This is a genomic window from Microcella sp. (genome assembly GCF_046293215.1).
GTDB lineage: Bacteria > Actinomycetota > Actinomycetes > Actinomycetales > Microbacteriaceae > Microcella.
The window spans coordinates 216,980-240,478 of the sequence record NZ_JBKBPI010000001.1 but is presented as its reverse complement, the minus strand read 5'-3'; the positions used below and the strand labels follow the sequence as shown (position 1 = coordinate 240,478).

General features: G+C 67.7%; 25 protein-coding genes. 13 read left to right on the top strand and 12 right to left on the bottom strand.

Going from position 1 to position 23,499, the window contains the following annotated elements:
- The first annotated feature begins 21 nt into the window (after nt 1–21).
- The 4 genes from ACK4SC_RS01170 to ACK4SC_RS01155 all read left to right on the top strand — a co-directional run bounded on the left by ACK4SC_RS01170 (nt 22) and on the right by ACK4SC_RS01155 (nt 2,737).
- Complete coding sequence (locus ACK4SC_RS01170) at nt 22–1,233, top strand: phosphoglycerate kinase (protein ID WP_409614058.1); 1,212 nt, start codon at nt 22–24, stop codon at nt 1,231–1,233.
- Nucleotides 1,227–2,018, top strand: a complete 792-nt coding sequence (tpiA, locus tag ACK4SC_RS01165; protein ID WP_409614056.1) for a triose-phosphate isomerase — start codon at nt 1,227–1,229, stop codon at nt 2,016–2,018. Before ACK4SC_RS01170 ends, tpiA begins: the two co-directional genes overlap by 7 nt.
- A 90-nt stretch (nt 2,019–2,108) precedes the next feature.
- Nucleotides 2,109–2,357: a preprotein translocase subunit SecG gene (gene secG / locus ACK4SC_RS01160; protein ID WP_096421432.1), complete on the top strand. Its 249-nt coding sequence runs from the start codon at nt 2,109–2,111 to the stop codon at nt 2,355–2,357.
- Nucleotides 2,358–2,368: 11 nt separating this feature from the next.
- Entirely contained in the window at nt 2,369–2,737 is a 369-nt protein-coding gene (locus tag ACK4SC_RS01155) for an RNA polymerase-binding protein RbpA (protein WP_409614054.1), read from the top strand.
- Between the two features lie 64 nt (nt 2,738–2,801).
- Here the strand turns inward: ACK4SC_RS01155 and pgl are convergent, their stop codons facing one another.
- Genes pgl through tkt form a run of 6 tightly spaced genes read right to left on the bottom strand, consistent with a single transcriptional unit; the run spans nt 2,802 to nt 11,012 of the window.
- Nucleotides 2,802–3,641, bottom strand: coding sequence for a 6-phosphogluconolactonase (pgl, locus tag ACK4SC_RS01150; RefSeq protein WP_409614052.1), 840 nt, complete (start codon nt 3,639–3,641; stop codon nt 2,802–2,804).
- Between the two features lie 33 nt (nt 3,642–3,674).
- Nucleotides 3,675–4,607 (bottom strand): glucose-6-phosphate dehydrogenase assembly protein OpcA, encoded by a 933-nt coding sequence (locus tag ACK4SC_RS01145; protein WP_409614051.1) that lies wholly within the window; start codon nt 4,605–4,607, stop codon nt 3,675–3,677.
- Nucleotides 4,604–6,148, bottom strand: coding sequence for a glucose-6-phosphate dehydrogenase (gene zwf / locus ACK4SC_RS01140; protein ID WP_409614049.1), 1,545 nt, complete (start codon nt 6,146–6,148; stop codon nt 4,604–4,606). Before zwf ends, ACK4SC_RS01145 begins: the two co-directional genes overlap by 4 nt.
- A 20-nt stretch (nt 6,149–6,168) precedes the next feature.
- A complete protein-coding gene (locus tag ACK4SC_RS01135) occupies nt 6,169–7,764 on the bottom strand; it encodes a glucose-6-phosphate isomerase (RefSeq protein ID WP_409614047.1) in 1,596 nt (531 codons plus the stop codon).
- Entirely contained in the window at nt 7,761–8,870 is a 1,110-nt protein-coding gene (gene tal / locus ACK4SC_RS01130; protein ID WP_409614046.1) for a transaldolase, read from the bottom strand. Before tal ends, ACK4SC_RS01135 begins: the two co-directional genes overlap by 4 nt.
- Before the next feature lie 48 nt (nt 8,871–8,918).
- Nucleotides 8,919–11,012, bottom strand: coding sequence for a transketolase (gene tkt, locus ACK4SC_RS01125; protein ID WP_409614044.1), 2,094 nt, complete (start codon nt 11,010–11,012; stop codon nt 8,919–8,921).
- Nucleotides 11,013–11,282: 270 nt separating this feature from the next.
- Between tkt and ACK4SC_RS01120 the strand changes: the two genes are divergently transcribed.
- Complete coding sequence (locus tag ACK4SC_RS01120) at nt 11,283–12,206, top strand: heme o synthase (RefSeq protein ID WP_409614042.1); 924 nt, start codon at nt 11,283–11,285, stop codon at nt 12,204–12,206.
- Here ACK4SC_RS01120 and ACK4SC_RS01115 read toward each other — a convergent pair.
- Nucleotides 12,120–13,136 carry a COX15/CtaA family protein gene (locus ACK4SC_RS01115; protein WP_409614041.1) on the bottom strand — a complete coding sequence of 339 codons (1,017 nt, stop codon included), beginning with the start codon at nt 13,134–13,136 and terminating at the stop codon, nt 12,120–12,122. The genes ACK4SC_RS01120 and ACK4SC_RS01115 overlap by 87 nt on opposite strands.
- Nucleotides 13,137–13,359: 223 nt before the next feature.
- Between ACK4SC_RS01115 and sufB the strand changes: the two genes are divergently transcribed.
- From sufB to ACK4SC_RS01085, 6 genes are all read left to right on the top strand, one after another.
- Nucleotides 13,360–14,778, top strand: a complete 1,419-nt coding sequence (gene sufB, locus ACK4SC_RS01110) for a Fe-S cluster assembly protein SufB (protein WP_409614039.1) — start codon at nt 13,360–13,362, stop codon at nt 14,776–14,778.
- Nucleotides 14,779–15,960: a Fe-S cluster assembly protein SufD gene (sufD, locus tag ACK4SC_RS01105; protein WP_409614037.1), complete on the top strand. Its 1,182-nt coding sequence runs from the start codon at nt 14,779–14,781 to the stop codon at nt 15,958–15,960.
- Complete coding sequence (locus ACK4SC_RS01100) at nt 15,960–16,286, top strand: non-heme iron oxygenase ferredoxin subunit (RefSeq protein WP_409614035.1); 327 nt, start codon at nt 15,960–15,962, stop codon at nt 16,284–16,286. Before sufD ends, ACK4SC_RS01100 begins: the two co-directional genes overlap by 1 nt.
- Before the next feature lie 68 nt (nt 16,287–16,354).
- The gene (gene sufC, locus ACK4SC_RS01095) at nt 16,355–17,113 is read left to right on the top strand and encodes a Fe-S cluster assembly ATPase SufC (RefSeq protein ID WP_409614033.1); all 759 of its coding nucleotides are present in this window, start codon (nt 16,355–16,357) and stop codon (nt 17,111–17,113) included.
- Nucleotides 17,114–17,122: 9 nt separating this feature from the next.
- Nucleotides 17,123–17,452 (top strand): metal-sulfur cluster assembly factor, encoded by a 330-nt coding sequence (locus ACK4SC_RS01090; RefSeq protein WP_409614031.1) that lies wholly within the window; start codon nt 17,123–17,125, stop codon nt 17,450–17,452.
- A 41-nt stretch (nt 17,453–17,493) separates the two neighbouring features.
- Entirely contained in the window at nt 17,494–18,267 is a 774-nt protein-coding gene (locus tag ACK4SC_RS01085; protein ID WP_409614029.1) for an alpha/beta fold hydrolase, read from the top strand.
- A 68-nt stretch (nt 18,268–18,335) separates the two neighbouring features.
- On the opposite strand, the gene ACK4SC_RS01080 is transcribed toward ACK4SC_RS01085, so the two are convergent.
- Nucleotides 18,336–18,968, bottom strand: coding sequence for a biotin transporter BioY (locus tag ACK4SC_RS01080; protein WP_409614028.1), 633 nt, complete (start codon nt 18,966–18,968; stop codon nt 18,336–18,338).
- Nucleotides 18,969–19,096: 128 nt separating this feature from the next.
- Between ACK4SC_RS01080 and ACK4SC_RS01075 the strand changes: the two genes are divergently transcribed.
- On the top strand, nt 19,097–20,695 hold the full coding sequence (locus tag ACK4SC_RS01075) for an ABC-F family ATP-binding cassette domain-containing protein (protein WP_409614026.1): 1,599 nt from the start codon (nt 19,097–19,099) through the stop codon (nt 20,693–20,695).
- 7 nt (nt 20,696–20,702) lie between these two features.
- On the opposite strand, the gene ACK4SC_RS01070 is transcribed toward ACK4SC_RS01075, so the two are convergent.
- From ACK4SC_RS01070 to ACK4SC_RS01060, 3 genes are read right to left on the bottom strand one after another with little or no spacing between them, the layout of a single operon-like run.
- Entirely contained in the window at nt 20,703–21,536 is an 834-nt protein-coding gene (locus ACK4SC_RS01070; RefSeq protein ID WP_409614024.1) for an SURF1 family protein, read from the bottom strand.
- Nucleotides 21,533–21,790: a hypothetical protein gene (locus tag ACK4SC_RS01065; protein WP_409614022.1), complete on the bottom strand. Its 258-nt coding sequence runs from the start codon at nt 21,788–21,790 to the stop codon at nt 21,533–21,535. The genes ACK4SC_RS01070 and ACK4SC_RS01065 overlap by 4 nt, the downstream gene beginning before the upstream one ends.
- On the bottom strand, nt 21,787–22,074 hold the full coding sequence (locus tag ACK4SC_RS01060; protein ID WP_409614020.1) for a DUF3099 domain-containing protein: 288 nt from the start codon (nt 22,072–22,074) through the stop codon (nt 21,787–21,789). Before ACK4SC_RS01060 ends, ACK4SC_RS01065 begins: the two co-directional genes overlap by 4 nt.
- Before the next feature lie 46 nt (nt 22,075–22,120).
- Here ACK4SC_RS01060 and ACK4SC_RS01055 point away from each other — a divergent pair, with 46 nt between their 5' ends.
- Nucleotides 22,121–22,831, top strand: a complete 711-nt coding sequence (locus ACK4SC_RS01055) for a beta-ketoacyl-ACP reductase (RefSeq protein ID WP_409614019.1) — start codon at nt 22,121–22,123, stop codon at nt 22,829–22,831.
- Here ACK4SC_RS01055 and serB read toward each other — a convergent pair.
- The gene (serB, locus tag ACK4SC_RS01050; protein WP_409614017.1) at nt 22,828–23,466 is read right to left on the bottom strand and encodes a phosphoserine phosphatase SerB; all 639 of its coding nucleotides are present in this window, start codon (nt 23,464–23,466) and stop codon (nt 22,828–22,830) included. The two genes, ACK4SC_RS01055 and serB, sit on opposite strands and share 4 nt — an antisense overlap.
- Between the last annotated feature and the right edge of the window lie 33 nt (nt 23,467–23,499).

Sequence of the window (23,499 nt, the reverse complement as noted above, 5' to 3'; positions counted from 1 at the left end):
CCGGGGCTGAGGGCAGCCGTCGTGGCTCTGCGCACCATCGAATCCCTCGGCGACCTCGCCGGCAAGCGCGTCATCCTGCGCTGCGACCTGAACGTGCCGTTGGCAGACGGTCAGGTCACCGACGACGGCCGCATTCGAGCATCGCTTCCCACCATCAACGCGCTCGTGCACCGCGGCGCGAAGGTCATCGTGATCTCGCATTTGGGTCGCCCCGATGGCGCCCCCGACTCTCGCTATAGCCTGCGCCCCGCCGCGCAACGGCTGAGCGAGCTTCTGGGTGCCCCGGTGACCTTCGCGGCCGACACCGTGGGCCAGGCAGCCCGCGACGCCGTCGATGGGCTCGCTGACGGTGGCGTGGCTGTGCTCGAGAACCTTCGGTTCTCGGCAGACGAAACCAGCAAGAACGCGGATGATCGTGCTCGATTCGCCGCCCGCCTCGCCGAGCTCGGCGATGTCATGGTCTCGGACGGCTTCGGTGTCGTGCACCGCAAGCAGGCGAGCGTGTACGAGCTCGCGCAGACGCTGCCGAGCGCTGCGGGCTCGCTTATCGCGGCCGAGCTCGACGTACTGGACCGACTGACGGAGAACCCCGAGCGCCCGTACACGGTCGTGCTCGGCGGTTCAAAGGTCTCCGACAAGCTGGGTGTCATCGCGCACCTGCTGCCGCGCGTCGATCGTCTGCTGATCGGCGGTGGGATGCTCTTCACGTTCCTGAAGGCACAGGGAAAGAACATCGGAGCGAGCCTGCTCGAAGAGGACCAACTTGATACGGTGCGCGGGTATCTCGCCGACGCGGAGAAGCGCGGCGTCGAGATCGTGTTGCCGACCGACGCCGTTGTCGCCGACCGCTTCGCGGCCGATGCCGAACACTCGGTGGTGGCCGCTGACGCACTGGAGTCGGGTCCGGCGGGTGCCGCTGGCATCGGCCTCGACATCGGTCCCGAGACCGCGCAGCGGTTCGCCGAACTCATCGCGTCGTCGCGGACCGTGTTCTGGAACGGGCCCATGGGCGTGTTCGAATTTCCCGCGTTCGCCGCGGGCACCCAGGCGGTGGCTGCAGCCCTCACCCGCCTGGAGGGACTCGGCGTTGTCGGAGGTGGCGATTCTGCCGCGGCCGTGCGCGCACTCGGCTTCCGTGACGACCAGTTCGGCCATGTGTCGACCGGTGGTGGCGCCAGCCTTGAATTCCTCGAGGGCAAAGCTCTTCCCGGACTGGAGGTCCTCGGATGGTAGATACGCGCATCCCGCTCATCGCCGGCAACTGGAAAATGAACCTCGACCACTTGCAGGCGATCGCCACCGTGCAGAAGCTCGCCTGGACGCTTCGTGACAAGGGGCATCCGTTCAGCGAGGTCGAGGTGGCGGTGTTCCCGCCGTTTACCGATCTGCGCAGCGTGCAGACCCTGGTCGGTGCCGACTCGCTCGATGTTCGCTACGGCGCCCAAGACCTGTCTGAGCACGACTCGGGGGCTTACACCGGCGAGATTTCCGGTCAGTTCCTGGCGAAGCTTGGCTGCCAGTATGTGATCGTGGGCCACTCCGAGCGTCGCCAGTACCACGCGGAGGACGACGAGGTCGTCGCCCGCAAGACGGCTGCCGCCATCAAGCACGGCATCGTTCCGGTGGTGTGCGTGGGCGAAACGGCCGACGACCTCGAGACCCATGGCGCCTCGGCGGTTCCGGTGGGCCAGCTGTCTGCCGTGCTCGACGCTGTCGACGCCGGTTCTGACATCGTCGTCGCGTACGAGCCGGTCTGGGCGATCGGAAGCGGCCAGGCCGCGACCCCCGAGCAGGCCCAGCAGGTGTGCGCGGCGCTCCGCGCAACCATCGCCGACAAGTGGGGCGACGACGCGGCCGCGGCCACGCGCATCCTGTACGGCGGAAGCGTGAAGTCGGGAAACATCGCCGGCTTCATGGCGCACAAAGACGTTGATGGGGCGTTGGTGGGCGGCGCCAGCCTCGATGTCGACGAATTCGCGGCGATCGCGCGCTACCGCAACCACGTCGGCACCGCGTAACCACCGCGCTGCAGTGGTGACCCGTTCCGGCGGGTCGCTCGGGCCTGCGCTAGAGTTGTTCTTCGTTCCCCACCCCGGAAGGCGTCATCCGTGCAAATCCTTCAGGTCGTGCTCCAGGTCCTCCTGGGCATCACCAGCCTGCTGCTCACCCTCATGATCCTGCTGCACCGCGGTCGCGGCGGCGGGCTGTCTGACATGTTCGGTGGCGGCGTGACCTCGAATCTGGGCGCCTCGGGCGTGGCCGAACGTAACTTGAACCGCATCACGATCCTGCTCGCGCTGGTCTGGGTGTCGACGATCGTGATTCTCGGGCTCATTACCCGGTTCACCGGACTGTAAGGGGGTACCGAATGGTGTCAGGAGGAAGCGCGATCCGCGGATCACGCGTCGGATCCGGCCCGATGGGCGAGCAAGACCGTGGCATTCACGCCGAGCGCATCGCCGTGTCTTACTGGGACGCTCTTGGCAACGAGACGATTCGCTACTTCGCGGCGAACCTGCCCGACGAAGAGATCCCCGAGGTCATTGATTCGCCCTCGTCGGGTCTGCCGGCCGGTCGCGACAAGAACAACCCGCCGGCGCTGGCGAAGAACGAGCCGTACAAGACGCACCTCGCCTACGTGAAAGAGCGCCGTACCGAAGAGGAAGCGGCCCAGATTCTCGACGAGGCGCTGCAGAAGCTGCGCGAGCGTCGCGGCACCGCCAAGGCGTCGTCCTAGCGTTTACACGAACAACGCGCCGGTCCGATTCTCTCGGGCCGGCGCGTTGTGTTGTTGGTGGGGGCTAGCCTCGCGGGCTGCTGGGGGTCCAGTCCGAAGGCATCCAGTCCTGCTGGTCCATGGCGCCGGTCCAGTAGGTCGGGGGAGTCGTCAGTGACTCCGGAACGTCGGTGGCCGCATCGCGGTCGACGAAGAAGACGGTTCGCTTCGTGCCCTGGGCACCCGCCGCGGGAACGTCTGCGGGGTTCGCTCCGGCGAGCGCGAGCCCGAGCGCGGGTGCCTTGTCGGCTCCCGCGAGGACGAGCCACACGCGCTCTGCGCGGCGGATCACCGGCATTGTCAGGCTGAGGCGTCCGGCTGGCGGCTTCGGGGAGTCATCGAGGGCGATCACGGTGCGATCGTCGACGAGCGGCCCCGGCCGTTCAGGGAACAGCGACGCCACGTGCCCATCGGGCCCGACGCCGAGGAAAAGGATCGCGAAGCGCGGATGCTCGGCACCGTCGCGCGCGTGTGCGCGCAACTCCTCGGCATACCGGCTGGCGGCCTGCTCGAGGTCGAGCCCGTCATCGCTCGCGGGGAAGGGGTGCACGTGGTCGTCAGGGATCGCCACGTGATCGAGCAGGGCACGCCGAGCCTGCGTCTCGTTGCGCTCATCATCGCCGCGCGGCAGCCAGCGTTCGTCGCCCCACCACACGTGCACCGCTGACCAATTGAGGCTGTCACGGGCGGGGGAGTGCGCGATTGCCTCCAGTACGTCGATGCCGACCGATCCGCCCGTGAGCACCACGTGAGCCTCGCCCTCGTCGTCGACGAGATCGATCATCTTCGTGATGAACCGCGCCGCCACACTGCCCGCCAGGGTTGCGCGGTCGGGGTGGACGAGAACTCGTCGGTCTGTGCTCACAGTGCGGTGGTGCCTTTCCGGTGCGGGGAGGCGCTAGGGCGCCGTCGCCCCCAGCGCGCCGAAGCCGCTGAGGATCACGTCGCCGAAGGCGTCGTCAGGGTCGAGCCTACGCAATTCTTCCGCCAGGCACTCCCGAAGCGGGCGCCTGGGGAGTGCGATCTCGTGCGTGGGCTGGCCCGGCTGCGTCAGCGTGGCGACGCCGGGTTCGCTGCGGTCGAGCGTGATGGGTCCGCTGTCTCGGTGCAGCACCACGCGGTGAATCCCGGTGGAGGGGTTACCGTCGGCGACATCGACCTCAACCGGCACACCGAGCCGTGTGCGCAGCCAGGCGGCCAGCAGAACGGTTGACGGTGAGTCTTCCGCGCCCGATACCTCGACGCGCGTGATCGGCTCGAACGGGGGCTGGTCGAGCGCTGCGGCGAGCTGCGCGCGCCAGAGAGTGAGGCGGGTCCAGGCGAAATCGGTGTCGCCCGGCTGGTATCCCTCCGCGACGCGCCGAAGAGCATCCAGCGGGTTCTCGTTGGCTGCGGAGTCGGTGATGCGGCGCTGCGCCAGGGAGCCGAGCGGCGTGTGGCGCACGGCGCTCGGGCACTCTTCCGGCCACCACGTGACGACGGGAGCGTCCGGCAGCAGCAGGCCCGTGACGAGGCCTCGCTGATCGGTCGCTGTCGCGCCGTGTGCGCGAAGAATGATGACCTCGCTCGCGCCCGCGTCGCCGCCGACGCGAATCTCGGCGTCGAGGCGCGAGTCGGCACCGGCACCGTTCGTGGCGACCACGATAATCCGCATGGGATGCTCGCGCGACGCTTCGTTGGCGGCCGCGATCGCGTCTTCCTCGTGTCCGATCTGAGTCGCGATGATGAGCGTGAGCACGCGTCCCAGTGCGACAGCGCCCGCCTCTTCTCGGATGCGCACGAGAGCCTTGGACACCGCGCTCGCGGTTGTGTCGGGCAGCGGAATGATCATGGTCGCCTCCAGACGCGGCCATCGCGGGCCAGCAGCGCGTCGGCCGATGCCGGACCCCAGGTGCCGGGCGCGTACTGCTCCGGCTGGCCCTGCGTGGCCCAGAACTCTTCGATCGGGTCGAGAATCTTCCAGCTGAGCTCGACCTCTTCATGACGCGGGAACAGGGGCGGGTCGCCGAGCAACACGTCGAGGATCAGCCGCTCGTAGGCCTCGGGGCTGGCCTCTGTGAACGCGTGGCCGTAGCCGAAGTCCATGGTGACGTCGCGCACCTGCATGCCCGCACCGGGGACCTTTGATCCGAAGCGGATCGTCACACCCTCGTCAGGCTGAACGCGGATGACGAGCGCGTTTTGACCGAGCGCCGATGTCTGCGATTCGGCGAACAGGTACTGGGGGGCGCGCTTGAACACGACGGCGATCTCGGTCACCCGTCGGCCCAGGCGCTTGCCCGCACGCAGGTAGAACGGCACACCGGCCCAGCGTCGCGTGTTGATGTCGAGTCGCATCGCGGCGTAGGTCTCGGTCACCGATTCGGGGTTCATGCCGTCCTCTTCGAGGAACCCCGGCACCCACTCGCCGCCCTGCCAACCGCTCGCGTACTGACCGCGCGCGGTTCCGGTGGCGAGATCCTTGGGCAGGCGTACCGCCGACAGCACCTTTTCCTTCTCCGCTCGCAGGTCGGCGGCATCGAACGACACCGGCTCCTCCATCGCGGTCAGCGCGAGCAACTGCAGCAGGTGGTTTTGGATCACGTCGCGCGCGGCGCCGATGCCGTCGTAGTACCCGGCCCGGCCGCCCACCCCGATGTCTTCGGCCATCGTGATCTGCACGTGGTCGACGTAGTTGGCGTTCCAGATCGGTTCGTACAGCATGTTGGCAAAGCGCAGCGCCAGGATGTTCTGCACCGTCTCTTTGCCGAGATAGTGGTCGATGCGAAACACCGAGTCGGGGGGAAAGACCGACTCGACGACGTCGTTCAACTCGCGCGCGGTGGTGAGGTCACTCCCGAACGGCTTCTCGATCACGACTCGTCGCCACTGCCCAGGCTTCGCCTCTGCGAGCCCACTGCGGCGCAACTGCTCGGTCACCACCGGGAACGACTTCGGCGGGATGGACAGGTAAAACGCGTGGTTACCCATCGTTCCGCGTTCGCGGTCGAGCTCGTCGATCGTGTCCGACAGGCGCGAGAACGCCGCGTCGTCGTCGAAGTCGCCCTGCACGAATCGGATGCCCGTGCGCAGTTGACGCCAGACCTCCTCATCGAAGGGAGTGCGCGCGTACTGCCGCACGGCGTCGTGCACGACCTGCTCGAAGTCTTGACGCTCCCACTCTCGGCGGGCGAAGCCGACCAGGCCGAAACCCGGGGGCAGCAGCCCGCGGTTGGCGAGGTCGTAGACGGCGGGCATCAACTTCTTGCGCGACAGATCGCCCGTCACGCCGAAGATGATGAGGCTGCTGGGGCCGGCAATGCGGTTGAGGCGCCGGTCGTCGGGGGAGCGCAACGGGTTAACGCCCGCCGCGATCCTGTGTGGTGCGGTCACGTGGTGCTCCGTCCGGAGGGTCAGACGATGGCGGCGATCAGGGCGGCGATCGCGTCGTCGTCGGCGACGGTGAGAGTGAGCACCGGCCGGCCGTGGTCGGCGAGCACGCGAGCGTCGCCAGCGGCCTGCGCGGCGATGAGCTCGCCGAACGTGAAGGGTCGACCCTCGATCTCGCGATCGTGGGCAGGGGTGCCGACGATCTGCAGGAACACGCCGTGCGCGGGACCGCCCTTGTGGTACTGGCCGGTCGAGTGCAGGAAGCGCGGACCCCACCCGAAGGTGACGGGCCGCCCCGACTGCGCAGCGAGTGCGTGACGAATCGCCTCCAGCTCGGGGTGTGCCAGACGGTCGAGGTAGGCCTGCACGGCGATGTAGCCGTCGGCAGGCACGGCGTCGCGCAGCCGGGCGACCGCGTCGGTGACCGACGTCGTGTCGGCGACCAGAGCATCCGGGCCGGTAACGGCGATTCCGCCGTCGATGACCGCCGGAGCGACCGGTTCGGGTCGGTGGTCGAGCAAGCCGCGTGCCGCGACCTTGGCGCTCTCGACATCGGGCTGGTCGAACGGGTTGATGCCGAGCAGTCGCCCGGCGACCGCGGTCGCGTACTCCCAGGTCATCAGCAGCGCGCCGAGTGAACCCGAGACCTCGATCTCGTTGTCGGCGACGACGCGGGTTGCCTTCTCGTTGGCGACGTGGCGCAGCACCTGTACGTCGGCCGCGCCCGAGCTGAGTTCGGGCGCATCGACGCCGACCACGACCGGGAGAACGCCCGTACCGTCTTTGCCCGTCGACTCGGCGACGAGCTGCTCGACCCAGTCGCCGAGCCCCACGATGTGGGTGCCGTCGGCGACGATGACGAGCTTGTCGCGTCGTGGGTTCGTGCCCGCGATGGCGGCGCCGAGGCGAAGGCCCGGGTTGGACTCCGCGTCGACCGCCAGGGGCAGCGACGCGGCGTCAGCCTCGTCGAGCAGGGCGTCGAGGTCGACGCCCGCCAAGCCGCTCGGCACGAGACCGAACGCGGTGAGCGCGCTGTAGCGGCCGCCAACGGTCGGATCGGCGGTGAACACCCGGTATCCCGCGTCAGCCGATGCGCGGTGCAGCGGCGAGTCGGGGTCGGTGACGACGATGATTCGCTCGGTCGGGTCGATGCCCGCCGCGCGGAACGCGCTCTCGAACGCCCGCTTCTGGCTGTCGGTCTCGACGGTCGAGCCGGACTTCGACGATACGACGACGGCCGTGCGCTCCAGCGCGTGGTCGACAGCCGAGGCGACCTGGTCGGGATCGGTCGAGTCCAAGACGACGAGCGGCACACCCGCGGTGCGGGTGATGACCTCGGGCGCGAGCGACGAGCCACCCATGCCGCAGAGTACAATCCGGTCGACGCCGCGCTCGGCCAGCTGCGACCGGAGCGCGGTGATTTCGCCGACGAGCGGCCGAGACACGCTGACTGCCTGGGTCCACCCCAGACGGACGCTGGCTTCGGCCTCGGCGGCCTCGCCCCACAGCGTCGCGTCTCCCGCGGTGATGCGGCTGGCAACGCGATCGGCGACGAGCGCCGGAACGTGGGTGTCGATCGCCGCCAGCGCGTCGCCGCGTGCCTCGACGACGGCCGTCATCGGGCCGCCTCGAGTGCGGCGCTGACGGTGTCGAGCAGCTCGTTCCAGCTCACGATGAACTTCTCGACGCCCTCCTTTTCGAGCTTCGCGGTGACCTCGTCGTACGAGATGCCGAGCGTCTCGAGTGCGGCGAGCACGTCGCGCGCTTCGTCGTAGCTTCCGCTCACGGTGTCACCCGTGATGTCGCCGTGGTCGAAGGTGGCCTCGAGCGTCTTTTCCGGCATGGTGTTGACGGTGTGGGCGACGGCGAGCTGCGTCACGTACAGCGTGTCGGGCAGCGCCGGGTCTTTGACGCCGGTCGATGCCCACAGCGGCCGCTGCACGTGTGCGCCCGCCTCGAGCAGGGCGCGGGCGCGATCGCTGGCGAACAGTTCCTCGAACGCCTCGTAGGCCAGGCGAGCGTTGGCGATGCCCGCCTTGCTCTTGAGCGCCAGGGCCTCGGGCGAGCCGAGTGCGACAAGGCGCGCGTCGATCTCGGAGTCCACGCGCGAGACGAAGAACGACGCCACCGAATGGATGCTCGACAGATCGTGCCCCGCTTCCTTCGCCTTCTCGAGGCCCGTGAGGTACGCATCGACGACCGCGCGGTACCGCTCGAGGCTGAAGATCAGGGTGACATTCACGCTGATGCCCGCCGCGATGGTCTCCGTGATCGCTGCGAGGCCCTCGAGCGTTGCGGGAATCTTGATCATCGCGTTGGGACGGTTCACCTTCGCCCACAGCTCTCGCGCCTGCTGCGCCGTTCCGTCGGCGTCGTGGGCAAGACCCGGCTCCACCTCGATGGATACGCGCCCGTCGCGTCCGCCCGTCGCCTCGGCGACGCCGGCGAAGATGTCGCTTGCCGCGGCAACATCGTCGGTGGTGATCTCGAACACCGCGCTCGTGACATCGGCACCGGCCGCGGCGAGCTCACGAATCTGCTCGTCGTAGGTGGTACCGGTGGCGAGCGCGGCCGCGAAGATCGTCGGGTTCGTGGTGACGCCGACGACGTTTCGCTCGGCGATCAACCGCTCGAGGCCTCCGGAGGTGATGCGGTCGCGAGAAAGGTCGTCGAGCCAGATGCTGACGCCGACGTCGCTGAGCCGGGCAGTGGGAGTGCTGGTCATGGGGATCCTTGAGTGTGTGGTGGCGGTGCGGAGGAGCGAGGGCGGATGTCAGCCGGCGGCGAGGGTCTCTCGGGCGGCGGCGACAACCGCGTCGGTGGTGATTCCGAACTCGCGGAACAGGGTCTGGTAGTCGGCGCTCGCGCCGAAGTGCTCGATCGAGACGATGCGGCCTCGGTCGCCCACGAAACGGTGCCAGGTCAACCCGAGCCCGGCTTCGACCGCGACACGTGCGGACACGCTGGCGGGGAGCACGGACTCGCGGTACTCGGCCGGCTGCTCGTCGAACCACTCGACGCTGGGCATCGACACAACGCGAGCGTGCACGCCGTCGGCGGCAAGACGCTCGCGCGCTTCGAGCGCCAACTGCACCTCCGAACCCGTCGCGATCAGAATCACGTCGGGCGAGCCGTTCGCGGCTTCGGCGAGGATGTACCCGCCGCGTGCCGTGTGGCGGGCGGAGGCGAGCGTGTCGCCATGAGCATCCCCGTCGCCGCGTTCGAAGACCGGAATGTTCTGACGAGTCAGCGCGAGACCGACGGGGCGGTCGAAGCGCTGCAGCGTGGCGAGCCAGGCGTACGCGGTCTCGTTCGCGTCGGCCGGGCGCACGATGTCGAGGCCGGGAATCGCACGCAGCGCGGCGAGCTGCTCGATTGGCTGGTGGGTCGGGCCGTCTTCACCCAGCGCGACGGAGTCGTGCGTCCACACGTAGATCACGGGAACGCGCATCAGGGCGGCCAAACGAACGGCCGGGCGCATGTAGTCGCTGAAGATCAGGAACGTGCCGCCAAAGGCGCGCGTGCGTCCGTGCAGCGCGATGCCGTTCAGAATGGCGCCCATGGCGTGCTCGCGGATGCCGAAGTGCATGATGCGGCCGTAGGGATTGGCCGACCACTCCTTCGTCGTGATCTGCGCGGGCACGAACGACCCGCCGTCGTGGATCGTCGTCAGGTTCGACTCGGCCAGGTCGGCGGAGCCACCCCACAGTTCCGGGAGGTGGGGAGCGATCGCATTGATCGTCTTGCCACTCGCCGCGCGCGTCGACAGGCTCGTGCCGCCCTCGAAGCGCGGCAGGGCCTCTTCGAGACCGGCAGGCAGTTCTCCGGCCTGCATGCGGTCGAACAGCGCCTTGCGCTCCGGCTGGGCAGCCGCCCACGCCTCGAAGCGCGAGTTCCACGCCGCGTGCCGTTCCTGACCGCGCTGAACGGCCTGGCGGGTGTGGGCGATGACCTCGTCAGACACGACGAACGTGGCCTCGGGGTCGAAGCCCATGAGGGACTTGGTGGCCGCCAACTCGTCGGCGCCCAGCGCTGAACCGTGGATCTTGCCCGTGTTGCGCTTGTTGGGGGCCGGCCAGCCGATGATCGTCTTGAGGATGATGAGCGACGGCTTGTCGGTCGCGGCCTTCGCCGTCTCGATCGCCTGGTACAGCTCGTGGACGTCCTCGACGTACTCGCCGGTCTTCTTCCAATCGACGGTCAACACCTGCCAGCCGTAGGCCTCATAGCGCGCAGCGACGTCTTCGGTGAAGGCAATGTCGGTGTCGTCTTCGATCGAGATCTGGTTCGAGTCGTAGATGGTGATCAGGTTGCCGAGCTGCTGGTGCCCCGCCAGCGAGCTCGCCTCGCTGGTGACACCCTCCTGGAGGTCTCCGTCACCAGCGATGACGTAGATGAAGTGGTCGAACGGGCTCTCGCCGGCGGGCGCGTCGGGGTCGAGCAGGCCGCGCTCGAAGCGGGCGGCGTAGGCGAAACCCACGGCCGAGGCGAGGCCCTGGCCGAGAGGGCCGGTCGTGATCTCGACGCCGTCGGTGTGGCCGTACTCGGGGTGCCCAGGAGTCTTCGAACCCCAGGTGCGCAGCGACTTGATGTCGTCGAGCTCGAGGCCGTAGCCGCCGAGGTACAGCTGAACGTACTGCGTCAGCGAGCTGTGCCCTGCCGACAGGATGAAGCGGTCGCGCCCGACCCACGTGGGGTCGCTGGGGTCGTGCTGCATGACCTTCTGGTGAAGAAGATAGGCAACGGGCGACAGGCTCATCGCCGTGCCGGGGTGGCCGTGACCAGCCTTCTCGACGGCGTCAGCGGCCAGAAGGCGGCCGGTCTCGACGGCGGCGGCATCCAGGTCGTTCCAGGTCAGTTCGGTCATCTCGGCGAAACAGCCTTTCCTCGAATTGGCCGGCGGGCAGGGTCGCTCCTCCGGCATCGTCTCAGCCGTGCCCGGTCATCGGCGACCGTAACCGCGATCCAGCCGGGTGCGGGGCACCCCCGTTCGAGAGACGGAATTCGGCGGTCTGCAGGCTCTGCCCAGTATAGGGATGCGCGCGGCGGCCGCCGATCGCTCCGTCACCGCCGGGCGTGTGCACAGGCACCCTCCCGTAGAATGGCGGCCGACCGACGCCCGTCGTGAAGAGGAGACATGGACACAGCGCTCGAGCAGGTCGTCAGCCCCCCACGCCCCTCGCTTCGCCGGACGGTCACCGCGTACGTCGCGCTGACCAAGCCCCGCGTTATCGAGCTGCTGTTGGTGACGACGGCGCCGGTGATGATCCTCGCCGAGGGCGGGCTGCCCAGCATCTGGCTGGTGCTCGCGACCCTGCTCGGTGGTTCCCTGGCCGCCGGCTCGGCGAACGCGTTCAACATGGTCATCGACCGTGACATTGACCGCCTCATGAATCGCACCAAGAATCGGCCCCTCGTCACCGGAGAACTGACGGCTCGGCAGGCGACCGTGTTCGCGACCGTCATCGGCGTGGGGTCGATTATGTGGCTGTGGGCCACCACGAACCTCTTGGCGGCCGCCCTCGCGTTCGCGGCGATTCTGTTCTACGTCGTGATCTACACGCTCGTTCTCAAGCGACGCACCGAGCAGAACATCATCTGGGGCGGTATCGCGGGATGCTTCCCGGTGCTGATCGGGTGGAGCGCCGTCACGGGCTCGCTCGACTGGGCCCCGGTCATCCTGTTCTTGGTCGTCTTCCTCTGGACTCCGCCGCACTACTGGCCGCTATCGATGCGGTACCGCGACGACTACGCCGAAGCGAGCGTGCCGATGCTCGCGGTGGTGCGCGGGCGCACCGTCGTCGGCGTACAGGTGGTGCTGTATGCGTGGGCCACCGTCGTCATGTCGCTGCTGCTCATTCCGGTCGCACCCATGGGCGCGCTCTACACGGCGGTCGCCGTGCTCGCCGGCGGATGGTTCATCGTCGAGAGCCACCGGCTTTACGGTCGCGCGGCCCGCGGCCTCGACGACGTGTCACCGATGAAGGTGTTCCACGCGAGCATCACGTACCTGACGCTCGTCTTCGTCGCCGTCGGCGTCGACCCGCTGCTGCCCTTCTAGCTCTCGACCTCCGGGGCGCTGCAGCACGAGCACCAGCGTCATGACCGCGACGAGCACGCACGCGAGCACCATGTGGATGCCGACGAGCAGCTCCGGCAGGCCGAGCCGGGCCTGGGCGATGCCCACGGCGATCTGAACAGCCTCGGTCGCCACAAGCCCGACCGTCGCGATGCGCAGGCCGCGGCGGGGAACGCGGAAGGCCCACACCAGCAAGAGCAGCGACAGCACGCCCGTCACGTAGGCGGGCCACGAGTGGATGTGCTGGAGCAGTTCGGAATCGAGTCCGTTGCGCGCGGCGCCACCGTCGCCGGCGTGCGGACCGGAACCGGTGACGAGGATGCCGACGAGGACGGTAATCCAGACGCCGACCGCCGTGAGCGCCGCGACGAACCGGAACCGTGCATCCACGACGAACGTGTCGACCTTCCGGCCGCGATAAACCCGCGCCACGAAGACCGTCGCGAGCGCCACCAGCACTGCAGAGACGACGAAGTGCAGCCCGACCACGTACGGGTTCAGGTTCGTCAGCACGGTGATGCCGCCGATGATGGCCTGGGCGGGAATGCCCAGCCCGAGCGCGACGGTCAGGCGGAGCAGTTCGGGCCGCTCGCGGCGCATTCGCACCACGAAGAGGAAGGCGACGATCGCGATGATGATCAGCACGAAGGTCAGCAGTCGGTTGCCGAACTCGACGGCGCCGTGGATGCCCATTTCGGGCGTCGCGACGAACGACTCCTCGGTGCAGCGCGGCCAGGTCGGGCAGCCCAGGCCGGAACCGGTCAGGCGCACCGCACCGCCCGTGCCGACGATCAGGGTTTGGCTAATGAGAGAGAGCCACGCGAACACGCGCACTCGCCGGGTGACCTCCGTGGGCAGCCAGCCCACAAAGCGGCGGACGATCGACGGCTTCTGCGCCACCTGCTGACTCACAGCATGCACCCCTCGTTCTCAGCGGGAGCGCGGTAGACTTTCAGCGCTCACCATCAGTGTTGATCGCGGGCGTCACCGCGACACTGCGCGGGCGCCGACCCGCCTAGAGCCCAGTGTACGTGGGGCTCTTTGAGCATCAGCCCCAAACGCGACCGGTCACGCCGGGAGCGGGAATGCCGGGCGAGACCTGACGGTTTCGTCCGGTGACAGAGAGGAACGCGACATGTCTGACGTGCTCATCGACCGCCCCGAATTGGAAGGGCTCGGCCAATACGAGTTCGGCTGGTCCGACAGTGACGCAGCCGGCGCATCCGCTCGTCGCGGCATTGACGAGGAGGTTGTCACCGACATCTCCCGCAAGAAGAACGAACCGGCCTGGATGCTCGAGCAGCGGCTGAAGGGCTACAAGCTCTTCCAGCGCAAGCCGATGCCGACGTGGGGAAGCGACCTGTCGGGTATCGACTTCGACAACATCAAGTACTTCGTGCGCACCACCGAGAAGCAGGCCACCAGCTGGGAAGAGCTGCCCGAAGACATCAAGAACACCTACGAGCGCCTCGGCATCCCGGAGGCCGAGCGTCAGCGGCTGGTGGCCGGTGTCGCCGCTCAGTACGAGTCCGAGGTCGTGTACCACCAGATTCGTGAAGACCTCGAGCAGCAGGGTGTCATCTTCATGGACACCGACACCGCTCTGAAAGAGCACCCCGAGTTCTTCGAAGAGTACTTCGGCACCGTGATCCCGGCCGGCGACAACAAGTTCGCGGCGCTGAACACGGCCGTGTGGTCGGGCGGCTCGTTCGTCTACGTGCCGCCGGGCGTGCACGTCGAGATTCCGCTGCAGGCCTACTTCCGCATCAACACCGAGAACATGGGCCAGTTTGAGCGCACGCTGATCATCGCCGATGAAGGCTCGTACGTGCACTACATCGAGGGCTGCACGGCGCCGATCTACAAGAGCGACTCGCTGCACTCGGCCGTCGTCGAGATCATCGTGAAGAAGAACGCCCGCGTTCGCTACACGACGATTCAGAACTGGTCGAACAACGTCTACAACCTCGTGACCAAGCGGGCCGTCGCGCACGAGGGCGCCACCATGGAGTGGGTCGATGGCAACATCGGCTCGAAGGTGACGATGAAGTACCCGTCGATCTTCCTCATGGGTGAGCACGCGAAGGGTGAGACGCTGTCGGTCGCGTTCGCGGGCCCCGGCCAGCACCAGGACGCCGGCGCGAAGATGATCCACATGGCGCCGCACACGACGTCGTCGATCGTGTCGAAGTCGATCGCGCGTGGTGGGGGCCGTGCGGGCTACCGCGGCGAGGTGCGCGTTGACCAGAACGCTCACCACTCGGCCAACACCGTGCGCTGCGACGCGCTGCTTGTCGACACGATCTCGCGCTCGGACACCTACCCGGCGATCGACATCCGCGTGGACGACGTCCAGCTCGGCCACGAGGCGACCGTGTCGCGCGTAAGCGAGGAGCAGTTGTTCTACCTGCAGTCGCGCGGACTACCCGAAGACGAGGCCATGGCCATGATCGTGCGCGGGTTCATCGAACCGATCGCCCGCGAGTTGCCCATGGAGTACGCGCTTGAACTCAACAAGCTCATCGAGATGAGCATGGAAGGATCCGTCGGCTAAATGACCGCCACGAATACCGCACCGACCGTCCCTGGCGCTGCGGCCCACTCGCATGGGCCCGGATCGCCCGTTCCCGTTCAGACTCGCTCCGAGCGTTTCCGGTCGACGAACCACGCCGACTTCCCCGCAGTCACCGGCCGTGAGGCCGAGTGGAAGCTGACCCCGGTCGACAAGGTTCGCGACCTGATCGACGGCGAGCTGGATGGCTCTGCCCTCCCGACGACGGTCACGGAGGCCGCGGGAGTCAGCGTCGAATGGGTCGGCGTCGAGGATGCTCGGGTCGGTTCCGCAGGAACACCCGAAGATCGCGCCTCGGCGAACGCATGGTCGCGCACCGAGAAGGCGCTCGTCGTCACGCTCAGTGCGGAAGAGCACACCGAGGTCACGATCGATCGAACGGGTGCCGACCACCAGCCGCGGGCTGCTCACACGGTGATCGTGGCGAAGCCGAATGCGCGTGGTCTCGTCATCATCGACAACCGTGGCAGCGCTCGATTGAGCGAGAACGTCGAGATCGTGGCGGAGGACGGATCACATCTGACCGTCGTCAGCCTCCAGGAGTGGGACGACGACAGTGTCCACCTCTCGGCCCAGTTCGCGCGCGTCGACAAGAGCGCGACGCTCACCCACCTCGTCGTGTCGCTCGGCGGATCCGTCGTGCGCGTGAACCCCTCGGCCGCTCTCGCGGGTGACGGCGCGACCGGCAACCTCTACGGCCTCTACTTCAGTGACGCCGGTCAGCACCTCGAACAGCAGGTGTTTGTGCACCACATTGCTCCGCACACCGTGAGCGATGTGCTCTACAAGGGCGCGTTGAACGGGCAGGGTGCGCGCACGGTGTGGATCGGCGACGTGCTGATCGGGCGCGACGCCACCGGCACCGACTCCTACGAGGCGAACCGCAATCTCGTTCTGAGTGACGGCACGCGCGCCGACTCGATCCCGAACCTCGAAATCGAGACGGGCGACATTGCGGGTGCTGGGCACGCGAGTGCGACCGGCCGCTTCGATGACGAGCAGCTGTTCTATCTGCGTTCGCGCGGCATCGCTGAGAAGGAAGCGCGTCGCCTCGTCGTGCTCGGATTCCTGCTCGAGATCGTGCAGAAGATCGGTCAGGCCGAGCTTGAGCAGCGGCTTGTCGCCGCCGTCGAGGCGGAGCTCGACGCCGTGGAGAGCATCTGATGGCCGCCCAGCGTGTCTGCTCCGAGAGCGAGCTCAGCGTGTCCACCGCGATGAAGGTCGTGCTTGACGGCAAGCCGATTGCCGTCGTGCGCGACTCCTCGGGCCAGGTGCACGCGATCGGCGACACGTGCACGCACGGCGACATCTCGCTGAGCGAGGGATTCGTCGAGGACTCGACGCTCGAATGCTGGGCGCACGGCTCGAAGTTCGAACTCGCGACGGGCAAGCCGCTGAACTTCCCGGCGTACGAACCCGTACCGGTCTACACCGTCACGGTGGAGGGCGGAGACGTCTTCGTCGACCCCGACGCGATCATCACTCCCTGAGCGGCCCCGCCGCATCCCGATCTGCGCCCGCACACGGGCCTCATGAACCGAAAGAAGAGTTGAGAACCATGGCCACGTTGACCATCAAAGACCTGCACGTCAGCATCGAAACCGACCAGGGCCCGAAGCCGATCCTCCGAGGCGTCGACCTCACGATCAACCAGGGCGAGATTCACGCGATCATGGGGCCGAATGGCTCGGGCAAGTCGACGCTCGCGTACACGATCGCTGGCCACCCGCGCTACACCGTCGACTCGGGTTCCATCGAGCTCGATGGCGAAGACGTGCTCGAGATGAGCGTGGATGAGCGTGCGAAGGCCGGCCTGTTCCTCGCGATGCAGTACCCGGTCGAGATTCCGGGCGTCACGGTGTCGAACTTCCTCCGCACCGCAAAGACGGCCCTCGACGGCGAGGCGCCGCCCGTGCGCACCTGGATTAAGGACCTGCGTGGATCCATGCAGGCGCTGCAGATGGACCAGTCGTTCGCCGAGCGCAACGTCAACGAGGGCTTCTCGGGCGGCGAGAAGAAGCGCCACGAGATCGTCCAGCTCGAGTTGCTGAAGCCGAAGTTCGCGGTGCTCGACGAGACCGACTCCGGGCTCGACGTCGACGCGCTGAAGATCGTGTCGGAGGGCGTGAACCGCGCGAAGGAGTCGAACAACCTCGGTGTTCTGCTGATCACCCACTACACGCGCATCCTGCGCTACATCACCCCCGACTTCGTGCACGTCTTCGTTGACGGCAAGATCGCCGAGGAGGGTGGCCCCGAGCTCGCGGAGCGCCTGGAGGAAGAAGGCTACGTTCGCTACGCGCAGGCGACGGCGTAGACTCCCGGCATGCCCACCGCACTCGAGCCGGCTCTGTTCGACGAGGTCGAAGAGGGCCTGAAGAACGTTGTCGACCCCGAGCTCGGCGTCAACATCGTCGATCTCGGCCTGGTCTACGACCTGGCCTGGGATGACGAGGCTGACGCTCTCATCATCTCCATGACGCTGACGAGCGCCGGATGTCCGCTGACGGACGTCATCGAGGAATCGGTCGCGAATTCGCTCGACGGCATCGTCAAACAGTTCCGCATCAACTGGGTCTGGATGCCGCCGTGGGGCCCCGAGCGCATCACCGACGACGGTCGCGACATGATGCGCGCATTGGGCTTCAGCATCTGATTTCCTGCGTCGACCTTCCGATTGCCGACCGGCGCACAGTCGTGCGCGATGGCTGCACGGTCGTCGCGCACGCGTTCGGAGCGGACGGCCACGTCGTGGTGTTCCTGCACGGCCTCGCGGGGAGCGCGACCGAGTTTGTCGCAACGGCGGAAGCTTTGGCGCCCGACTATCGCGTGCTTCTGATTGACCAACGTGGTCATGGATGCTCGTCCCGCCTTCCCGACAACGTGTCGCGGCAGGCCTTCGTCGACGACGCGATCGCCCACATCCAGTCGTTCGCCCGCGAACCCGTGACCCTGATCGGGCAATCGATGGGTGGGAACACCGCACTTCTGGTCGCGCACGCGAGGTCCGACCTCGTCGCACACCTGGTCATGGTTGAGGCTCACCCGGATGGCGATGACGGCGGAATGCCTGCACACGAACTCGAGGCCTATTTCCGCCGCTGGCCGGTTCCGTTCCGGGACCGCGCGTCCGCGGTGACGGCTCTCGGTTCTTCCCCGCTCGCCACGGCCTGGGCTGCCGACTTGCGGGACGACGACGGAGGGTATGTTCCGCGTTTCGACGCGTCAGTATTGCGCGCGGCGATTGAACCCGTTCACTCGTCGTTCGCGGGGGAGTGGCGCGCACTTCGCGTGCCCATCAGCGTCATCGTCGGGGAACACGGAATCGCGAGCGAGCGGCGCGCGACCCTGCGGAATGGACAGCCCTCGGCGCGCGTGCTGGAAGTGAGCGGTGCGGCTCATGATCCGCATCTGGAAACGCCAGAGATCTGGCTCAGCGTGCTGCGCGACGCGCTGGGATTCGATGAGTAGTCCAGCAGATGACGAAGGCCCCGCCGGATCACCGGCGGGGCCTTCGTCTGTGTCGAGGACGCGGCCTATCAGTTGCGGCCTGCGGCACGATCGGCGCGTGAGATTGCCCACCACGCAGCCGGGAGAAGTGCGGCGGCGAGAAGGGCCTTGATGGCGTCACCCACAAGGAAAGGCAGAAGACCCGCGGAGATGGTGGTCGCGAGCACGTTTTCGACACCGAGCTGCGCGAGTACGACACCGAGCCAGGAGAGCCCGAACGCGTAGATGATCAGCGTCGACGCGACAAGGGCGACGAGGGTCTTCAGGATCTTGCGGTCCCACTTCTGCTGGGCGAACCAGCCCATAATCGCAGCTGCGGCAACGAATCCAACGATGTAGCCGAAGCTCGGCGCCGCAAGCGCGGCGAGGCCCGTGAGGTGGGAGCCATCAGCCTGAGGCGCGAACACGGGCAGCCCCACCAGGCCTAGCAGCGCGTAGAGGCCCATCGAGAGTGCGCCGCGGGTCATCCCGAGGCTAGCGCCGACGAGAAGCACGGCAAACGTCTGACCGGTAAAGGGGACAGGCCAGGCGGGGATGATCACCTGCGCCGCGGCTGCGGTGAGGCCGGCCCCGGCCGCAACGAGGGCGATGTCCGTGACGAGGGTGCGGGGGATGACGCGATCGGCGAGCGTGGGCCCGGAGAGGGGTGCGGCGAGTGACATGGGGCTCCTCGGGTGGGGTCGGGAGTCGGTAGGTGGCGGTCGGCGCACAGCGCCAACCCCCGTAGACTATCCCGCTGGCCCCCTCGCGCGTGGCCTGTCGAACCCCACCAAAGAATCGGACGATCGCTGTGCTCGCTGTGCAAGACCTCGAGATCCGGGTCGGCGCACGCCTACTGATGGAAAACGTGTCCTTCCGCGTCGCCGCCGGCGACAAGATCGGGTTGGTTGGACGCAACGGGGCGGGCAAGACGACGCTCACCAAGGCTCTCGCGGGCGAGTCGTTGCCGACCGGCGGCAGCATCACGCGCTCGGGCGAGATCGGCTACCTTCCGCAGGACCCGCGCGCCGGCGATCCCGAGCAGTTGGCGCGCACGCGCATCCTCGACGCCCGTGGGCTCGGCACGATCGTGGCCGACATGACGACGGCGAGCCATGAGATGGCGAGCGACGACCCGGCGATCGCCGAGCGGGCGATGCGTCGCTACAGCCGCCTCACCGACCAGTTCCAGTCACTCGGGGGCTATGCCGCCGAGGCCGAGGCCGCCGCCATCGCGAGCAACCTTGCATTGCCCGACCGCATTCTCAGTCAGCCGTTGAAGACCTTGTCCGGCGGTCAGCGGCGCCGTATTGAGCTGGCGCGCATCCTGTTCTCGGACGCCGAGACGATGATCCTGGACGAGCCGACGAACCACCTCGACGCCGACTCGGTCGTCTGGCTGCGCGACTTCCTGAAGGCCTACTCGGGCGGCGTGATCGTCATCAGCCACGACGTGCACCTCGTCGAGGAGACGGTCAACCGCGTCTTCTACCTGGACGCGAATCGCCAGGTCATTGACATCTACAACATGGGGTGGAAGCACTACCTGCGCCAGCGCGAGGCCGACGAAGAGCGCCGCAAGAAGGAGCGCGTCAACGTCGAGAAGAAGGCAACCGCCCTGCAGCTGCAGGCGGCGCGCTTCGGGGCGAAGGCGTCGAAGGCGGCGGCCGCCCACCAGATGGTCGCCCGCGCCGAACGGATGCTCGCCGGCCTCGACGAGGTGCGCGCGGTCGATCGCGTGGCGAAGCTGCGCTTCCCCGAGCCCGCGCCGGTGGGCAAGACACCACTGCAGGCGAAGAACCTGTCGAAGAGCTACGGCTCGCTCGAGATCTTCACGGCCGTCGACCTCGCCGTTGACCGGGGATCGCGGGTCGTCATCCTCGGCCTCAATGGCGCGGGCAAGACGACGCTGCTGCGCATCCTTGCGGGCGTCGATCAGCCAGACACGGGCGAGCTCGAACCGGGGCACGGCCTCCGCATCGGGTACTACGCGCAGGAGCACGAGACGCTCGACGTGAACCGCAGCGTGCTTGCCAACATGATGAGCGCATCCGAGTCGATCACCGAGCGGGAGGCGCGCAGCGTTCTCGGCTCGTTCCTGTTCGTCGGCGACGACGTGCAGAAGCCCGCCGGCGTGCTGTCGGGCGGCGAGAAGACCCGGCTGTCACTCGCGATGCTCGTGGTGTCGAAGGCAAACCTCCTGTTGCTGGACGAGCCGACAAACAACCTTGACCCTGCCAGCCGCGAGGAGATCCTCGGAGCGCTCGCCAACTACTCCGGAGCCGTGATTCTCGTCAGCCACGACGAGGGCGCCGTGGAGGCGCTCAATCCCGAGCGGGTGCTCATCATGCCCGACGGAGTCGAAGACCTGTGGACCGCCGACTACGCCGAGCTGATCTCGCTCGCCTAACGACGCGTTAGCGCGCTGCGGCGTCGAGCAGCGCGTCTTCTTCTTCGTCGTCTGTGGGCCCTGACCGGCGACGCTTCGGGGGAGGAACCGGCTCGCCGGCGTCGGCGGCGCGCAGCACGCGAACCTCCTGGCGAATCGCCCAGCCAAAGCCGATGAACCCCAGAAGCGCGAAGACGTACCACTGGAAGGTGTAGCTGAGGTGCGGGCCCTCATTGATCTCGGGGCGCACGGCAGCCTGCGGGCGAGTCGCGGGAGCGGGCGATTCGTCGGCCAGCTGCAGGTACGCGCCCTCGACGACATCGTCACCGAGTCGTTCGGCGATGGTGGGCAGGTGAATCGTCGCGATCTGCCCCTCGGGCGCGCCCCGGCCGGCGATCGTCGGCTCGCTCGGGCGAATGCGCCCGATGACGTCGACCCTGCCGGTGGGGGCGGCGGGCACCACATCGGGCGAGTCCTGGGCCGAGCCGACGGGAAGCCACCCGCGGTTCACCACGACAAGACCGCCATCGTCGAGCCGCAGGGGAACAATGACCTCGAAGCCGGGCTGCCCGGAGCGCGGCCGCGCCCGGACCAGCAACTGCTCGTCGACCAGATACTCACCGGACACGGCGACCGGCTGCCATTCGTCGTCGGCACGGAATGCATCGCGATCGGGCAGGGCCTCGTCGAGGGTCACGGGAGTCGCGTCATAGTTGTTCTCGATGCGTTCGATGGCGGCGACCGCCTGCTCGCGGCGGTTCCACTGCCAGACGCCCAGGAGCGAACAGATCACCGCGAAGATCACGGTGACGGCGAAGTAGCCGAGCCACCGCTTCGTCAGCGCGATCTGGAGGATGCTCACGGGGTGTCATTCTGCCCGACCGCGTCAGGCAACGCGTCGACGACGACACCCGCTGGCGTGATCGCAGCGGGGAACCCGCGCTGGTCGACGAAGTCGTAGAGGTAGTCGCGGTGCTCGTCGCAGGCGAGCCACACCTTCACACGAGAGGCGTCGTGAATCTTCGGGTTGCGCCAGTTGATGGCCCAGGTCGCATCGGCGCGGCACCCGCTTCGCGAGCAGCGCAGCCCCGAGATCTCGCCCGGGAGACCAATCACGACTGGGGGCCCTGCCCCGACAGCACGATCGATCCGGGCCGTTCGACCTGGTTTCCGCCGGTGCGGGTCACCTGGTTGGCTGCGATCACCGCGAAGTACGGCAGGAACACCGCGCCGAGAGCGGGAATCAACAGCCACCAACCGGGCGTGTAGAAGCACGCGATGATGCACACCACGCGGATACCCATCGAGGTGGCGTACTTGATCATGCGCGCCTTGCGCTCCTCGTCGGGAGCGTCACCGAGGCTGGTGATGGCGCTGGTGGATGCGGCCTTCTGCTTCATCGTGTGGCGATGCTAACCCCGATGCCTGCTAATAGGCTTGACGGCTATGAGCACCCCACGCACCGTACTCGTCACCGGAGGCAACCGCGGAATTGGCCGCGCGATCGCGGAGGAGTTCCTCTCGCAGGGTCATCGCGTGGCGGTGACCGCCCGTTCGGGGGCGGGTCCTGAGGGTGCCCTGACCGTGACCGCCGATGTGACCGACGCGGCCTCCCTTGATGCGGCTTTCACCGAGGTCGAGGCGCAGTACGGCCCCGTGGAAATCGTGGTTGCAAACGCGGGCATCACCCGCGACACGCTGCTGCTGCGCATGTCGGAGGATGACTTCACCGACGTGATCGACACAAACCTGACGGGCGCGTTCCGCACCGTCAAGCGCGCGTCCAAGGGGATGCTGAAGGCACGTTTCGGCCGCATCATTCTGATTTCGAGCGTGGTTGGCCTCTACGGCTCGGCCGGTCAGGTCAACTACTCGGCGTCGAAGTCGGCTCTCGTGGGGATGGCGCGCTCGCTCACCCGCGAGCTGGGCGGCCGGGGAATCACCGCGAACGTGGTGGCTCCCGGGTTCATCGAGACCGACATGACCGCGGCCCTGCCGGAGGATCAGCAAAAGGCCTACCAGGAGGCGATCCCGGCTGGACGGTTCGCGACCCCGGTGGAGGTGGCGCGCGTTGTGACCTGGCTCGCGGGCGATGACGCCGGCTACATCTCCGGCGCGGTCATCCCGGTCGACGGTGGACTCGGGATGGGGCACTAACCCCGCAGGCCCAACAACGGCAGCACGGCGCTGAGGTCGCGCTGGTCGACTGCGACGTGTGCCCGCTCGCGCACGACGGGCTTCGCACAGAACGCGACAGACAGCTGCGCCGCGCGCATCATCTCGAGGTCGTTGGCCCCGTCGCCGACCGCGACCGTGCGTGTCGACGGTACGTCAAACGACGCCGCCCACTCTCGCAGCGCGCTGGCCTTCGCGGCCGCGTCGATCACGGGGCCGGAGGTGCGACCGGTGAGTCGGCCGTCCGCGACCTCCAAGCGGTTCGCGCGGTGCGCATCCAGGCCGAGCGTTGCGGCGAGCGGGTCGAGCAGTTCGTGAAACCCGCCGGAGACGACCGCGACGACTCCTCCGGCGGCGTGCACGGAGTCGATCAGCGCACGCGCGCCCGCCGTGACCGAAATGCGGGATGCGGCATCCGCGAGGCGGCCGACAGACAGGCCGGCCAGGGTTGCCACCCGTTCCGTGAGGCTCTCGGCGAAGTCGAGTTCACCGGCCATCGCGCGCTCCGTGATGCGGGCAACCTCCGCACCCGAGCCGGCCTCGTCGGCGATGAGCTCGATGGCCTCCTCGTTGATGAGGGTGGAGTCGACATCGAGCACCACGAGAAACCGCGCCACGCCCGCCTCACTTTCGTCGCGCCCGCGCGGGAC